The organism is Thermostichus sp. MS-CIW-15, from assembly GCF_054060575.1.
Genome location: NZ_JBSSDI010000006.1, coordinates 82,182 through 97,297 on the forward strand (window position 1 = coordinate 82,182; position 15,116 = coordinate 97,297).

Below are 15,116 nucleotides of genomic sequence, written 5' to 3' on the forward strand. Positions count from 1 at the left end.
GCAGCACTATGGTGGCATATTCTATTGGGTCGAGAATGCTGAATGGCTCCTCATTAAAACCATCCCCTCTCCCCAGAGAGGAGAGGGGCGGTTGGCTTCATCCACCGGTTGAGAGTAGCCCAGCCTACAAGCCCTGCAGCACCGTATCTTGGCGCACCGACAGGTTCTGGATGCGGGTATCTTGGGCAGCCGGAGTGTCGGCTTGGGTAAACACGCCGATCTGCCGCAAGTAGCGGGCCAGGGCATCCTGCTCGCTGCCGGGGGTATCGAAGCTGTTGCCGGAGCTGGGAGCCAAGTTCACCCGGTTGGGGTTAGACAGGCGCGGAAAGGGATAGTCATCCCCGCCGTCGGCCAAAAAGCCCAACGTCACCAGGCGGAAGGTACGGCGGGGATCCCCTTGCAACTGGCCGTTGCGCACCACCACATCCCGGCCGGTGGGCGTGTCCACCCGCAAGGAGACCACGCGGGATCCCGGTGGCCGCGAGGGATCGAAGCTGAAGGCAAAGCCGCCGATCTGCGGGAAACGGCCCGGCGTGGCCCCCGGCTGGCTTTGCGCCACCCCATGTTCCATCAGTTGCTTCAGCTCCTCAGCGGTAACCGTCACCAGCGACAGGCCGTTGTTAAAGGCAAGGGAAGTTTCGATATCCAGTTGCGAAACTTGGCCCGCCTGCTTGCCGGCATCGGGGTTGGCCAGCGGAGGGATCCGCCGCACCGGCTCGCCGCCGCCACCGCCGGTGGTAGCCCCAATGGGAGCGCGAATGCCGCCGCCGTTTTTGAGGGAGATGACCGTGGTGGGGTCAACCGTTCTGGCATAGGCCAAATTGGCATCCGCCGTGAGGTTGCCCAGGTTGGTTTCCTCGGTGCGCACCTCGGCCCGCAGGCCGTTGAGGAATTGGGTGGTAGAGCCAAAGGTGCGGCCATCCTTGGTGCGGATGATGTTGCCGATTTCGTTGGCGATCCGCACCACGTCGGGGTTGGGGGTGCCGCGCACGGCTGCTACCCCTTGGTCGTCGGTGGCATAGACGCCGCTCACCGGATCGATGCGGGCAATCACCCCGTTGGCGTCGAAGCTAACCACCAGGCGGCCCACGTAGCGGTAGTTGGCGCCGGTGTTCACCACTGCCACGGGTTGGCCGCTGGCCGAGGAGCGCAGGATGGGGTAGTCACCTGTGCGCACATCTTCAGGGCGCAGGCGGTCGGTGGGCTTGGCGATCACCCGGTGGGAGCCGCCGGCGATGATGATGTCCACATCCCGCAGTTGGCTGGCTAGGGTTACCTCGTTTTGGAGCTGCTGCAGGTGGGCCAGGAGGATGATCTTGTTAATGCCCTGGCCGGTGAGCTGGTTGACGAAGTTCTGGATGAGGGCGGCATTCACCTGGTCGGTGTCGTCCACTTTGCCTTCCACCCTCACCTCAGGGCCAGGGCTAGAGATGGCGGCCAGGCGCGTAGTGGTGGCACCCACCAGGCCGATCCGCTGCCCTCCCACCGTAATCACCGCCGTCTTGACGATCTTGCCGCGGATGGAGCTGGCCTCTTGGCCATCGGCAGCAAAGTCAGAGCTGGTCAATTCGCCAGTGCCGCTGAAGCTGAGGTTGGCGCTCAAGTAGGGAAAGCGGGCGCCCGCGTAGCCGCGGCTGGTGTCGGGTCGGATCAAGTCGCGAATTTGGCGTGTGCCTTGGTCAAATTCATGGTTGCCAAAGGCAGCCGCCTCGAAGCCGATGGCGTTGATGATTTCAATGTCGGCTTTGCCAGGAGTGCGGTCATACCGGCCCCGCAGCGAGGGATCCGCGCTGGCGTTGTAGAAGGGGCTGGGGATGTAGTTGTCGCCGCTGGAGAGCACCACCGTGTTGGAAAATGCGGGCCGCAGCGCGTTGACCACGGCGGAGAAGCGGGGGGCATCCTGAACGGCGGCAATGGAAGCTTCCAAGTCGCTGGCGTGCAAAATCTGCAGCGTAAAAGCGGGCGGCTGAGAGGAGAGCCTAACGTTGGGATCTGAGGCGATAAACCCTGCCCCGCCGCCGGCTGGAGGAACTGAGCTACTGTCGGTGGTACCGCAGGCGCTGGCCAGGCTCAGCAGCAAGCAGCACAGCCCAACCCGCAGGAACTTGGCCAGAGCGTTCAGCCAAGCTGGAAGCCCTCCCTCAGCAGGGGCAGCCCCTCGAGCACGACAAGCTGGTTTCATGACCACTCAAGACGCATCCGCATTCACGTTACCAAGGCTAGACAGGAGATTTCGCTATGACCTGTTTAAGGTTAGGTCAAGCGCAGGTTAAGCTTCCCGGGGATCCCAGCCAAACTGCTGCAGATCCACCCGACCTTCGGCGTCAAAGGGGATCCCTTCAGCTTGGAGTAGGACTTTTTGCAAGTCGTCGTAGCCAAGGCGAAAGGGGGAGTAGGAAATGCGCCCTTGGGCGTTGATTACCCGATGCCAGGGGACGTCGGTCTCTTGACCTTGCAGGCGAAACAGGGCATAGCCCACCTGGCGGGCATAGCCAGGACAGCCGGCAAGCCGCGCCACCTGCCCATAGGTAGCTACACGCCCCGGCGGGATCCGCCGCACGACTTCATAGAAGCGCTGGTAGAGGCTCACAGGGATCCCTCCCTAAACTCTGTAGACAATGGAATTGGCTGATGACGGGCACCGACCCTTTAACCTATGAGCTACCTAATTGCGGTACTGCCGGATCGCCTGGCTGCCGAGGCGGCCTACAGCGCCCTGGAACAGGCCGGTTTCCCCCTGGAGCGATTGCACCTACTGGGGCGAGGCTACAAAACTGCGGATGAGTTTGGGCTAATCGACCCGGCCCAAGCCGCGCGCCGCCAGATGCAGCGCCTGGCCATCTGGCTGGTGCCCTTTGGCTTTTTGGCCGGGGTGGGGTTCAGCGTTTTGAGTGGTTTGGATACCTTTGCCTGGGCGGGACCTATAGGCAACCACCTGATCGGCGGCCTGTTGGGCGCGCTGGGCGGGGCCATGGGCAGCTTTTTTGTCGGGGGCGGGGTGGGCCTGACCAGTGGCTCCGGCGATGCTTTGGCCTACCGCAACCGTCTCAATGCGGGCAAATACGTGCTCATTGTGGAGGAAGAGAACGAAACCCGCCTGCGCGAGGCCACGCGGATCTTGCGCCAATTTGAGCCGGAGAACTTGCAAGGGTACAGCGAGCGCCTTTGAACTTGCCCAGAAAACCCGCCTGTTGGTACAGCAAGCTTAGACCCATTCGCATAGGTTCAATCGTGAGGTAGCAAAAAGCATGTCTTGGCAGTGGCAGCGACCTTTGTCCTTGCCTGCTCAGGTGGGCCGCGGCTGGGCCGTTGGACTGGGGGCGGGGATCGCCTGGCTGGCCTCTGGGCCGGCTTTTGCCCACCACGCCTTGGGCGGGAGATTGCCCGCCACGGGGTGGGAGGGGTTTTTGTCGGGCCTGGCCCATCCGGTGATCGGCCCAGATCACCTGGCCTTTGTGGTGGCCATTGGCTTAATTGCGGCAAGGCAACCCTGGCGCTACGGGATCCCGCTGGGCTTTGTGCTGGCCAGCCTGCTGGGCACCGGGATCCACCTGGCCGGCTGGGATCCCCTGGGGCTGACGGAGTTGGTCATCGCCAGCTCGGTGGTGCTCTTTGGCCTGCTGCTGGCCCAATCGCGGCAGATCCCAAGTTGGCTTTTGCTCCTGTGGGGATCCCTGGCGGGGCTATTCCATGGCTATGCCTATGCCGAGGCGATCATCGGCGCCGAACCCATGCCTTGGCTGGGCTATTTGCTGGGCTTGAGCTTGGTTCAGTACGGAGTGGCACTTTTTGCCCTCTGGGCGGCTGAAACCTGGGGGTCGCGGATCCCGGGCTTGCTGCGCTGGGCCGGCTGGGCCATCGCGGTGGTGGGGAGTGGCTTCCTGGCCTTGGCCGTGGTGGGATCCTAGACACCCTTGCACTGGGGATCCCCAATCCGGTACAAGGATAACGGTGAAGATTAGTAACAACAAGGGGAGATCCCATGGAGCGCACCTTTATCGCCATTAAGCCAGACGGCGTGCAGCGGGGGCTGGTGGGCAGCATCATCCAGCGCCTGGAAAGCCGAGGCTACCAGTTGGTGGGCCTGAAACTGGTGCAGGTGAGCCAAGAGCTGGCGGAAGCCCACTATGCCGAGCACAGGGAGCGCCCCTTCTTCCCCGGATTGGTGAAGTTCATCACCTCGGGGCCGGTGGTGGCCATGGTCTGGCAGGGCAAAGGGGTGATTGCCGCCGCCCGCAAGCTCATCGGCAAGACCAACCCTTTGGACGCCGAGCCGGGCACCATCCGCGGCGATTTCGGCATCGACATAGGCCGCAACCTCGTCCACGGCTCCGATGGCCCTGAGACCGCCCAACGGGAGATCGCCCTTTGGTTTCAGGAATCTGAGCTGGTAAATTGGACGCCCGCCACCCAAAGCTGGATTTATGAGTAGGGCGGCAGCAAAATGGTTCGTCGCGTCGATCCCTAGCTCTCTTCTCCCTTCGAACAGAAGCTAGAGATGAAAACTGTGCAGCGCTCCGGGGCTCTCCTCTCCCACAGGGGGAGGAGCTGGGGGTGAAGGTAGCGGCGCGGGGTGCTTGGGTGGTGTCTTATGTATTTTGTTTGAAACGGCTATAAATCTTTGGGCTTTCTGAGACAGGCATCGTACCTCTGCCCTACAACACAGCTCTGGAAAAGGCAGAGCCAAGCCGGCCCTAGCCAGAACGGGAATCGAGGCCGACGGGCTCAGAAGCGGCGGAGCTTTCGCTGGGATCCGGGAGATACAGCCGCTCTTCCGAAGCATCGTACTCAAAGAGCTCCGCGTAGCGGCCCCAGTCAACGGCTGTAGCAAACTGCCGTTCAGCTTCCTCGTGGGGAAAATGTTCGTCCCAGAGATCCAAGAAGAAGTCCGCCCGCATGGAGCGGCTGTTTTTTTCTTCCAGAGTCTGCAGGATGCTCTTGAAGACCGGCACCCGTGCCAAAAGCTGCTGTCGGAAGAGATCCTTGCTGCGCAAGATGGTGGTGTTGGCAAAGTCCTGGCCGATCTCGGTCAGTTGTACCACCCTGCCGGTTACCTCGGCAAAGCCCAACAGCACCGCCGCATCCAAAATCGGCAGCAGATCGTCCACTGCCAGTTGCAGCCGCTCGGCCAGCTCGGCAATCTCCACCCGTCCCTGGGGCCATTCCACAATCAGCTCCAGCAAACCGCTGATGCCGCCCACCCGCGCATGAGGCAGGGGCAGCGCGTAGGGAGAGGGTGCCCTGCTGCCCACCCGGCTGGGGACAGCCACCTCGCCGGTGACCGGGATCTCCGGATTGGTCATGATCTCGTAGATGTAGTCCACCAAGGACTTGAAGCGGGGATCCGTACGTTCGTGGGGCCGCGGCAGGTCGATTTTCACCTCTCCCCGGATCCGCCCCGGGTTGGATCCCAGGATCACCACCCGATCCGCCAAAAACACGGCCTCTTCGATGTTGTGGGTAACGATGAGAATGCTCTGGGAAGGGAAAGCCTGGGTGTTCCACAGCTCGTCGATCTCCCCCCGCAGGTTCTCCGCCGTCAGCACGTCCAGGGCGCTGAAGGGCTCATCCATAAACAGCACCTTGGGTTCCAAGACAAAGGCGCGGGCAAAGCCCACCCGCTGCTTCATGCCCCCCGAGAGTTCCTTGGGGTAGGCGTTCTCAAACCCATCCAGGCCCACCAGGTCGATGGCCTTGAGGGCCCTTTGCCGCCGGATCTGGCGCGGGATCCCTTGAGCCTGCAGCCCCAGCTCCACATTTTCTTGCACCGTCAGCCAGGGCAAGAGAGCAAAACTCTGAAACACCATGGCCACATCCGGGTTGGGGCCCCGCAGGGGTCGGCCATTGCTCAACACCCGCCCTTCGCTAGGCGGGATCAGGCCCGCCATGATGCGCAGCAGGGTGCTTTTGCCGCTGCCGCTGCGGCCCAACAAAGCCAAAACTTCCCCCGCCCGCACTTGCAAATCGATCTGGCTTAAAACTGTAAACTCGCCCTTGCCCTCCGGCAAAGGAAAGCGCTTGTAGACCTTCTCAACCTCGATCAGAACCGGAGAAGCCGCAGAGCTCATATCAGATGGCCTCAAAGATTAAAGGTGATATTTTTCTTCCGCCAATTGATACAACCGCCGCCAGAAAAGGCGATTGATGCCCACCACAAACAAGCTCATCATGCCAATGCCCAAAGTGATGCGGGGCCAATCTCCCACCGCCGTTGCTTCCGCAATATAGGTGCCCAATCCTGTAGCCTTAAGAGTGGTGGATCCCCAGGCCACGATCTCCGAGACAATGCTAGCGTTCCAAGCCCCGCCGCTGGCCGTGATCCCCCCGGTAACCCAGGCGGAAAAGATCCCCGGAATAATCAGCTTTTGCCAGCGCTGCCATCCCCGCAAGCCCACATCCACGGCCATTTCGCGCAAATCGGTGGGGATGCTCTGGGCGCCGGCAATGGAATTGAAAAGAATGTACCACTGCGCACCGAGCGACATGAGCAAAATGCTGCCCCACTCAATGCTGATCTGGGTGCGGATAAAAAACAAGGTGGCAAACGGAAAGAGGAAATTGGCCGGAAAAGCTGCCAGAAATTGCACCACCGGCTGCAGCAGCTTCGCCAGGCCTGGATTAAAGCCGATGGCCACCCCAATCGGCGTCCAGATCACGGTGGCGAAAACCAACAGCACGCTGACCCGCAGCAGGGTGAGGATCCCCAGCCCAAAGGTCAGCAGCACCTCCCCAAAGCCCACGGTGGTGGTTACAAAATAAACAATCCAAATCCCGATCCCGGCAATGGCAGCCCAAGAGAGCTGAGTCAACAGCCGCTCGCGGCGTCGCTCCGCCTCTGGATTGGGTGGATCCCCCCAGCGCAGGCGAGTTAAATGGGACAACAGCCGATCTGCCAATTCTCTGGAGGGAGCTAGCCAATTGCCAATCAGCCGTGGGATCCGCGCCGTGGTTAGCAGATCGTACAGCCACGACTCCGGGGCAGCCGCGCCGGCGCTCTGCTCCAGGCGAAACTTATCCGACCAGGCCACCAGAGGCCGCCAAAAGAGCTGATCCACCAGCAGAATCACCACCGCCATGGTCAAAAGCGCCCAACCCAACTTGGGCAGATCTTCCGCCTGGACGGCAGCTTCCACATAGGATCCCAACCCCGGCAGCGTATATTCCTGGTTGAGCACGCTGATGGCCTCGCTGGCGGCCACAAAGAACCACCCCCCGCCAAAACTCATCATGGCGTTCCAGATGAGGCCCACCATCGCCGCAGGCACTTCCAACTGGACGAAGCGCTGCCAGCCGGATAGGCGGTAGAGGGTGACCGCTTCCACCAGCTCCTGCGGCAGGGTGCGCAAGGATTGGTAAAAAGAAAAAGTCATGTTCCAGACCTGGCTGGTGAAGATGGCGAAGATAGAAGCTGCCTCCAGCCCCAGCAGGCTGCCGGGAAAAAGCGCGATAAAGCCGGTAACGGTGATGGAGAGAAACCCCAACACCGGCACCGATTGCAGGATGTCCAGCAAAGGGATCAAAATTCGCTCCGCCCAGCGGCTTTTGGCGGCGATATACCCGTAGATCAGGGTAAAAAGGGTGGAAAAGGCGAGGGCGATGAACATGCGCAAGGTGGAGCGGGCGGCGTAGTAGGGCAGGTTGCGCGGATCCAAGTCGATATGAGGTACCACCGCCGGCGGCTGAAACCGCTCAAAAGTCCCTGCCCCCACCTGCGCCACCAAGCCCAGGAGAACCAACGTACCCAAAATGATGGCCCCATCGGCAGCCCCAGCCGGCAGCCGACGGAGCACCTCCGGAGAAGGAAAAGTCCGCATGTCCCCTGAATGGGCCTGGCATCCGCCCCCAGTGTACACTGTTTGCGGTTAAGCTAGGAGCGCTTCGAACTGGAGGATCCGGCCCGCTACTCTTCCTCCGGTAACTCGGGAGGAGGTTCATTCCACCTGGGATCGTCAAGGATGGCTTTTTTGGTCTGTTTGAGCTGTTTCCACAGCTCTTTAATTTGGCGATAGGCCTCTTCCGGCGTGATCTTGCCCCCCGTTTCTAAGCTACAAATCAGCGACACCTTATTGCTAAATTCTTGGAGATTGGCATCGAAAATTAAGTTCTGCGGCTTTATCTCACCCCAGTAGGGATAGCGAGGGGAAATAAATTCATCTTTGTTGGGAGGGGGGTTTGACTCTGCCATGTCGCAACCACGGTGAAAGGTTTATTACAACGAGGTCAATATCAGAAGTGCAGTAGAGACAACTTCGTATCCAGGAATGGAGGCTACAGACGTTTTTTCTTGATCGGCTTAGCTGGCTTGGGTGCTTTGGCAGGATCCGAGGGCGAATAAGGTTGAGCTGAGCTTAGCTGTTGCCCGCGAGTGGAGGGGGGAGAGTGTTTCTTGAGTTTGGGGCGGGGAGTGGAACGCTTCGGGCGTGGCGGCGCCTTGAGCACAGGACCGATGGGAGTTCCTGCCTCCACGTAGAGCAGGGATCCGCGGCGGCGCACCTGCAGATCCCAGAAGATGCCCACTCCTTTGCCCGGCAAGGATCCGATCAGGCGCAGTTTAAAAGCCTGAGGCTTGGGAGCTGTTGCCGCAGGCGATGCGGCGCCCTTGGCCGTCTGGGCCCGCTGAGGGGAAGAGCCGGCGGAGTTCTTTTTGCCGGATTGACGGATTTTGACGATAATGAACCCTTTTTCCTGCGATTGGAAAACGACCTCGCCGCGAATGGAAAACCAGTCCGGCACCACCGTCGGACGGGATCCCTCTGGCAGAGTTTGCCCCATTTCTTCTGGGGCCCACACCCCCATCAACTGCACGTGCAGATCCTGGCTCTTGTCGCGGGTGCGGGGATAGACCACCCACAAATAGTTGCGTTCCGGCTTCAGGTACTTGCGCACCAGGCTCATCACCCGGCCTAGCAGTACCGCATTGAGATCTAAACCATCCGAGGTGCGCAAAATCCCGCGAGTGAAGTGGTTGGGCGAGGGAATGTAACGCCCCTCGATGAGGCCAATCGCCCGGTACTGCATCTTCTCCCCGGGCGGCGGGATGGGCTCCAGGCAAGGTCGCTCTCTCTCCATCGCTTTCTTCTGCTCTAGCGTAGCGGCGGCGGCGACAACAGGCTGGCCCCCACCAGCAGCTGACCCGACATCTTGAGCTGATCCCCTGGGCTCGCTGGTTGAGGTGGGCCTGGGGGGCCGTACAATTCGAAGGGGAGGTCTCAGATCTGAGGACATCGTAACGGTTCCGCTGCAGTCAATCCAGGATGTTTACCAGAATGCCCAGCGGTGGGCGACGACGCTGGGAGGCAGTGCAAGACATCTGCCGTTGCCAAAACAGGGCTTACCTTTGCCCTTGACCCAAGACCCGCTCAACACACCACCGAGCTTTACCAGCCTTCCTCTTTTTCTCCCGTCAGCTCAGCAGACCCGCCCAAGGCCTGCGCCCAACAAGTCGCGGTTCAGCGGTTGTCAACACTGTAGCTGAAGTCTAGCCGATAGTAGCAACTGCTCCGGCCCAGGTTGCAGAATGTTGAGCTACAGAGCCGCACCTTTTCCTCAGCTCGCGCCCGGCGGCCCGGGACTAACCCAGCCATGCCAAGATCCCTTCCCTATCTGGCCTCTACCCATGTCTGAGGGGTGAAACTGCCGTGGAGGCCGTAGGGAATGTGATGCCGCAAGGGGATCCGCGCCACTGGGCCGGCAGCCAGGTCTGAGGCATCCAGGATCACCACCTGCGAGCGCTGACTGGCGGCATCAAAGACCACTGTTACAATCCAGCCGGCTTCCTCTGCAGCGTCCTCAGGATCGGGGATGAATACCGGCTCTCCCACAAAGCCGCGGGGGGCAAAGCTGTACTGCTCGCTGCGGCCTGTTGTCGTGTCCAACTTGAGAATGGCCTGCAGGGGGGCGTTGGGGCCGGGAGCATGGGTAGCCCCAATGTAGATGTAGCGATGGGATCCCCCCATACGGGCCGGATGGATAGCCGGAAACTCCACCGAGCGATCCAGCAGTAGCTCCCGCTTAACCTTGCCCGCCTTGGGATCCAGCTCAAAGCGCCACAGCTTGCCGGCTGGCACCTGGGCAAAGTCAATTTGCAAGTAGTCAGCCCCTGGCTCCAGGGCAGGGTAGGCTTCGTAGAGAACGGCATCCACCACCACCTGATCCCCAACCTCGTAGCCGTTGACAAAGTGGAAAACAAACCCCGGCTCCGTTTGCAGTTGCAGCGGCTCGCCCTGTTGGGGAAATAGCCAAATGCGGGTGGGCTCTCCTTTTTTTAGGGTCAAGCAGGTGCCCGCCGGCTGCAGGCCCAGCATATAGGGCAAGGGGTTGAAGGCCACCGGATTCTGGAAAAAGATCCAGTAGCGGGGCGTCCAGACAAAGTCGTGCAGAAAGGCAAAACCCGGCAGGCGGTAGTCCCGCTTTTCCACCAGCCTTCCTTGGGCGTCGACGCGGTAAAACAGCAGCGTGGAGGAAGGTCCTGTCTGCACCCCAAAGGCCATGAGATCCCCCGTGGCTGGATCCCGGCGGGGATGCGCCGTAAACGGCTGGTTGGGGGCAAGGGCACCGGCAAAGGTCTCGCTCCCTTCGGTGGCCAAGGTGGCGGGGTTGAGCCGATAGGGAGCGCTGGCCTCCCAAAGCGCCAGGAGCTTGCCGCCTTGGTAGATAACGTTGGTGTTGGCGGGGTTTTTGAAGCGCAGATCGAGGAAATTGGCCCACCAGCCTCCCGGCTTCTGGGTGCCGAATACGCCGCGGTAGAGCACCCGTCCCGCCTTCTCCTCGGCCTCAAACTCGGGAGTGCGCACAAACCGGTTGCGGAAATGCACCCGCCCGTCAATAAAGGTGATGGCACACACCATGCCGTCGCCGTCGAAGGGATGGCCGTAGCGCTGGGATCCCGCCTCCAGCTTGCCAGGCCCGTTGCGAAAGAGGGTTCCCTGCAGCCTTTCGGGGATCCGCCCCTCGATTTCCGTCGCCCAATAGTCATACTCCTGGCGTAAAGAGCGATAGCCCAACTGCCAGTCGGTGGTGCTGTAGGAGCGGGAAGCGACGCTGACCATGGCCAGTCTGCAAGCGACGCCTTCTATTGTTGCTTAAACTTTCGTAAAGTAGCCAGCCTTTCTCGGCCCAGGTAGCGGCTGGGGCCGGGATCCCCAAGATGGAGCTGCCCCAATTGAACTATGGTAGGAAATGCCCTAGCAGCCCTTGACAGGATGAACAGCGCTCATGTTTGATGCCCTCTCCGAGAAGTTGGAACTGGCCTGGAGAAAACTGCGCGGCCAGGACAAGATCACCGAAACCAACATCCAAGAAGCCCTGCGGGAGGTGCGGCGCGCCCTGTTGGACGCCGACGTCAACCTCCAGGTGGTGAAGCAGTTTATCGAGGACGTGCGGCAGGCCGCTCTGGGAGCTGAGGTCATCCTGGGGGTGACGCCAGACCAGCAGTTTATCAAGATCGTCCACGACGAGCTGGTGAAGGTAATGGGGGAGGCGAATGTGCCCATTGCCCAGGCGGAACAGCCCCCCACTATTGTGCTCATGGTCGGCCTGCAGGGATCCGGCAAAACCACCACCTGTGCCAAGCTGGCTTTGTATTTGCGCAAGCAGGGCAAAAGGCCGCTCCTGGTGGCCGGCGACATCTATCGTCCGGCGGCCATCGACCAGCTCAAGACCCTGGGCCAGCAGATTCAGATCCCTGTCTTCGACCTGGGCAAGACGGATCCCGTCGAGATCGCCCGCCAGGGAGTGGCAGCCGCGCGGGAACAGGGCTACGACTACGTTATCTTGGATACCGCCGGTCGCTTGCAGATCGACCTGGAGATGATGGCGGAGCTGGAGCGGATCAAGGCGGCGGTGCAGCCCCACGAGATCCTGCTGGTGGTGGACGCCATGATCGGGCAGGAGGCCGCCAACCTCACCCAGGCCTTCCACGAGCGGCTGGGTCTTACCGGCACCATCCTCACCAAGCTGGACGGCGATAGCCGCGGCGGGGCAGCCCTTTCCATTCGCCAGGTGTCCGGCCAGCCCATCAAGTTCGTCGGCGTCGGCGAAAAGGTGGAGGCCTTGGATCCCTTTTACCCGGATCGCATGGCCTCGCGCATTTTGGGCATGGGAGACATCCTCAGCCTGGTGGAAAAAGCCCAGGAGGAAATCGACCTGGGAGATGCCGCCCGGATGGCGGAAAAGATGATGACCGCCCAGTTCGATTTCACCGATTTCCTCAAACAAATGCGCCTGATCAAGCGCATGGGATCCCTGGCGGGGCTGCTGCGGCTGATGCCGGGGATGGGCAAAATCAGCGAGGAACAATTGCAAAAAGGACAAGACCAACTGGCCCGCGCCGAGGCCATGATCAACTCCATGACCCCCGAAGAGCGCCGCAACCCGGATCTCTTGGCCCGCAGCGTCAGCCGCAAGCGGCGGGTGGCCCTGGGCTCTGGCCACAAGCTGGAGGATGTCAGCCGGCTGGTGAGCGATTTTCAGCGCATGCGCGACATGATGCGCAGCATGAGCCTGGGCGGCCTTGCAGGGATGCCGGGTGGACGAGGCCCACTGCCGGTGGGCGGCCCCCAGTGGCGAGGACGTTCTGCAGCGCCGCCGCGACAGCAGCCCAGCCGCAAGCCGGGCAAAGGTGGGGGCAAAAAGGGAGGCGGTAGCCGCGGGTTTGGCAGCCATTGAGAGCGGCTCATGCCCTTCCATGTTGTTTTGGTAGCTCCGGAGATCCCGGCCAACACGGGGAACATCGCCCGCACCTGTGCAGCTACCCGCACGCCCCTCCACCTGGTGGATCCCTTGGGGTTTCGCCTCTCGGATCGCTACCTCAGGCGGGCGGGGCTGGACTACTGGGAGCACGTCCAACTGCATCGCTATCCCTCTTGGTCTGCTCTGGTGCAAGCCCACCCCGAGGCGCGGTTCTGGTGCTTTAGCGTGCGCGGCAAGGCCCTCTACACCGAGGTGGCCTATCAGCCAGGAGACTGGCTGGTGTTCGGCAGCGAAAGCCGTGGCCTGGATCCTATGTTCTTGGAAACCTATCCCAGTGTGCGCATCCCCCTGAGCGGGCCGGTGCGCAGCCTCAATCTCAGCAATGCGGTGGCGATCGCCCTCTTTGAAGCGTTGCGTCAACAGGGATTTTCCACCCAATGAGGCGAAAGCTGGCCGGACAAGGCGATGGGCGGCAAACTAACGGTGGTATCTACACAGGAGTGGCAGTGGAAGACAGGTCTGGAGCCGGTTTGGGCCAGCAACCTTTGCAGACCAGACAGAGAAGCCGGCAACTTGCCCAACGGCAGCGGGGCAGACCTGCTTGGCCCCCTTGGCCGCCCAGCCACCGGCCCCAGGGATCCCGGCTGGCGTGGCTTTTGGGGGAGCGGATCCCGACAGTCCGACAACTAAACTTTCGCATCGCGGCGGTGGGCCTGGTTCTGGCTGTCGCCCTGGTGGGGGTGGGGGCACGTTTGGTCTATTTACAACATCACCAGGGCCCGCTCTTACAAAAGCGGGCCGAGGCCCAGCAGCGGGCCCAGCTCCGGCCCTTCATCCCCCGCCGCTCGATTGTGGACCGCCACTCCTTAGCTCGGCAGCAGGCGGAGCTGTTGGCTGTAGATCGCCCTGCCTATACCCTTTGGGCCCATCCCCGCCTCTTCGGCAAGCGTACCCCCCAGGAGATTGCCACTGCTCTGGCCCCTCTGCTGCGGCGGCCAGTTGAGCAACTGACCCAGCAGTTGTCGGCCACTCACGCGGTACGGCTGGAGCGCTGGCTGTCGCCGGAAGTGGCGACTCAAATTCAGGCCTTGTATCTGGACGGCCTGGAGCTGGTGAGCGAGCGGCAGCGGGTCTATCCCCAGAAGGAAATGGCCGCCGAAGTGGTGGGCTATGTGGATCTGGATCACCGCGGCCAAGCGGGGCTGGAGTACTCTCAACAGGTCTTGCTGGAGCGGACGGTTCAGCACCTTACCCTTCCCCGCGACGGCTACGGCCAGTTGTTGGCGGCCGAAGTGCCGGAAGGACTGTTGCAATCCCACGAGACGGTGCTGCAACTCACCCTGGATATGCGGCTGCAAAGGGCTGCTCGCGCCGCCCTGAAAACGCAACTGGAACGGTTTCAAGCCCTACGGGGCACGGTGATCGTCCTGCAACCTCACACGGGAGAGATCCTGGCCCTGGTGAGCGAGCCCACCTACGATCCCAACCGCTACTTCGAGTATGACCCTGCCCTTTTTCGCAACTGGGCTGTTACGGATTTGTACGAGCCGGGATCCACCTTCAAGCCCATCAACATCGCCATTGGGCTCGATGCCGGCGCCTTCACGGCCAACGAACGGGTCTACGACGCGGGGCAGATCTGGATTGGTCGCTGGCCCATCCAAAACCACGACTACCGCCAGCGGGGTGCCCATGGCTGGCTGAGCGTTACCGAGGTTCTGCGCCTGTCCAGCAACGTAGGCATGGTGCACCTGATGCAAAAGCTGGATCCCCGCCAGTACTACCATGCCCTCCTGCGGCTGGGATTGAACGAGCGCAGCGGTGTCGATCTGCCCTTTGAGCCGCCCAGCCGCCTGAAGCCCCTGCGGCAATTTGTAACTGTACCGGTGGAGCGGGCCACCGTCGCCTTTGGCCAGGGATTGGCCCTCACGCCTTTGCAGTTAGCCACCTTGCACTGCATCATCGCCAACGGCGGGCTGAAAGTGCGGCCCCACGTGGTGCGCGGTCTGGTCGAAAAGGATACAGACACCTTGGTTTGGGGATCCCCGCAACCCCAGCCGGTGCGGGTGCTGTCGGAGCAGGCTACCCTGGCGGTGCGCATCCAAATGCGAGATGCGGTGGATTTTGGCACCGGGCAATCGGCCAAGATCGAGGGATATGAAATCGGCGGCAAGACGGGCACGGCCCAAAAGGCAGGGCCGCGGGGAGGCTATCTGCCTGGCAAGCGCATCACCAGTTTTGTGGCCTATTTCCCCGCCCTTCGCCCCCAGTACGTGATCTTGGCCGTGATCGACGAGCCGCGGGGAGAAGATGCCTTCGGATCGACAACGGCGGCTCCTGTGGTTCGCTCGGTTATCCAGGAGATCATCACCCTAGAGGGGATCCGTCCCAATTCCCCTTGACATGGCCTGATCTCTATCCAATGG

Annotated in this window: 13 protein-coding genes; 6 read left to right on the top strand and 7 right to left on the bottom strand. The window is 61.5% G+C overall.

Annotated elements, in window-relative coordinates; all coding sequences use genetic code 11:
* Positions 1–124 precede the first annotated feature (124 nt).
* Positions 125–2,182, bottom strand: coding sequence for a bifunctional metallophosphatase/5'-nucleotidase (locus ACVW0R_RS03645; RefSeq protein WP_457501666.1), 2,058 nt, complete (start codon positions 2,180–2,182; stop codon positions 125–127).
* A gap of 87 nt (positions 2,183–2,269) precedes the next feature.
* Positions 2,270–2,590, bottom strand: a complete 321-nt coding sequence (locus tag ACVW0R_RS03650) for an MGMT family protein (protein ID WP_457501667.1) — start codon at positions 2,588–2,590, stop codon at positions 2,270–2,272.
* 66 nt (positions 2,591–2,656) lie between these two features.
* Between ACVW0R_RS03650 and ACVW0R_RS03655 the strand changes: the two genes are divergently transcribed.
* The 3 genes from ACVW0R_RS03655 (at position 2,657) to ndk (ending at position 4,432) form a co-directional block, all read left to right on the top strand.
* Positions 2,657–3,169 carry a hypothetical protein gene (locus tag ACVW0R_RS03655; protein ID WP_457501668.1) on the top strand — a complete coding sequence of 171 codons (513 nt, stop codon included), beginning with the start codon at positions 2,657–2,659 and terminating at the stop codon, positions 3,167–3,169.
* Positions 3,170–3,248: 79 nt separating this feature from the next.
* Positions 3,249–3,908: a HupE/UreJ family protein gene (locus ACVW0R_RS03660; protein WP_414347757.1), complete on the top strand. Its 660-nt coding sequence runs from the start codon at positions 3,249–3,251 to the stop codon at positions 3,906–3,908.
* Between the two features lie 74 nt (positions 3,909–3,982).
* On the top strand, positions 3,983–4,432 hold the full coding sequence (ndk, locus tag ACVW0R_RS03665) for a nucleoside-diphosphate kinase (protein ID WP_011429941.1): 450 nt from the start codon (positions 3,983–3,985) through the stop codon (positions 4,430–4,432).
* A 262-nt stretch (positions 4,433–4,694) separates the two neighbouring features.
* On the opposite strand, the gene ACVW0R_RS03670 is transcribed toward ndk, so the two are convergent.
* The 5 genes from ACVW0R_RS03670 to ACVW0R_RS03690 form a co-directional block, all read right to left on the bottom strand.
* Entirely contained in the window at positions 4,695–6,068 is a 1,374-nt protein-coding gene (locus ACVW0R_RS03670; protein WP_099812237.1) for an ABC transporter ATP-binding protein, read from the bottom strand.
* Between the two features lie 18 nt (positions 6,069–6,086).
* Positions 6,087–7,814, bottom strand: a complete 1,728-nt coding sequence (locus ACVW0R_RS03675; protein ID WP_011429943.1) for an ABC transporter permease — start codon at positions 7,812–7,814, stop codon at positions 6,087–6,089.
* A gap of 86 nt (positions 7,815–7,900) precedes the next feature.
* Positions 7,901–8,185 (bottom strand): DUF7219 family protein, encoded by a 285-nt coding sequence (locus ACVW0R_RS03680; RefSeq protein WP_011429944.1) that lies wholly within the window; start codon positions 8,183–8,185, stop codon positions 7,901–7,903.
* Between the two features lie 83 nt (positions 8,186–8,268).
* Entirely contained in the window at positions 8,269–9,069 is an 801-nt protein-coding gene (locus ACVW0R_RS03685; RefSeq protein ID WP_414401482.1) for a hypothetical protein, read from the bottom strand.
* A 530-nt stretch (positions 9,070–9,599) separates the two neighbouring features.
* Positions 9,600–11,048, bottom strand: a complete 1,449-nt coding sequence (locus tag ACVW0R_RS03690) for a carotenoid oxygenase family protein (RefSeq protein WP_011429946.1) — start codon at positions 11,046–11,048, stop codon at positions 9,600–9,602.
* Positions 11,049–11,214: 166 nt separating this feature from the next.
* Between ACVW0R_RS03690 and ffh the strand changes: the two genes are divergently transcribed.
* The 3 genes from ffh (at position 11,215) to ACVW0R_RS03705 (ending at position 15,092) form a co-directional block, all read left to right on the top strand.
* Positions 11,215–12,666: a signal recognition particle protein gene (ffh, locus tag ACVW0R_RS03695; protein WP_414346866.1), complete on the top strand. Its 1,452-nt coding sequence runs from the start codon at positions 11,215–11,217 to the stop codon at positions 12,664–12,666.
* 9 nt (positions 12,667–12,675) lie between these two features.
* Positions 12,676–13,131 carry a tRNA (cytidine(34)-2'-O)-methyltransferase gene (locus ACVW0R_RS03700; protein WP_011429948.1) on the top strand — a complete coding sequence of 152 codons (456 nt, stop codon included), beginning with the start codon at positions 12,676–12,678 and terminating at the stop codon, positions 13,129–13,131.
* Between the two features lie 89 nt (positions 13,132–13,220).
* The gene (locus ACVW0R_RS03705) at positions 13,221–15,092 is read left to right on the top strand and encodes a peptidoglycan D,D-transpeptidase FtsI family protein (protein ID WP_228375456.1); all 1,872 of its coding nucleotides are present in this window, start codon (positions 13,221–13,223) and stop codon (positions 15,090–15,092) included.
* The last annotated feature ends 24 nt before the right edge of the window (positions 15,093–15,116 follow it).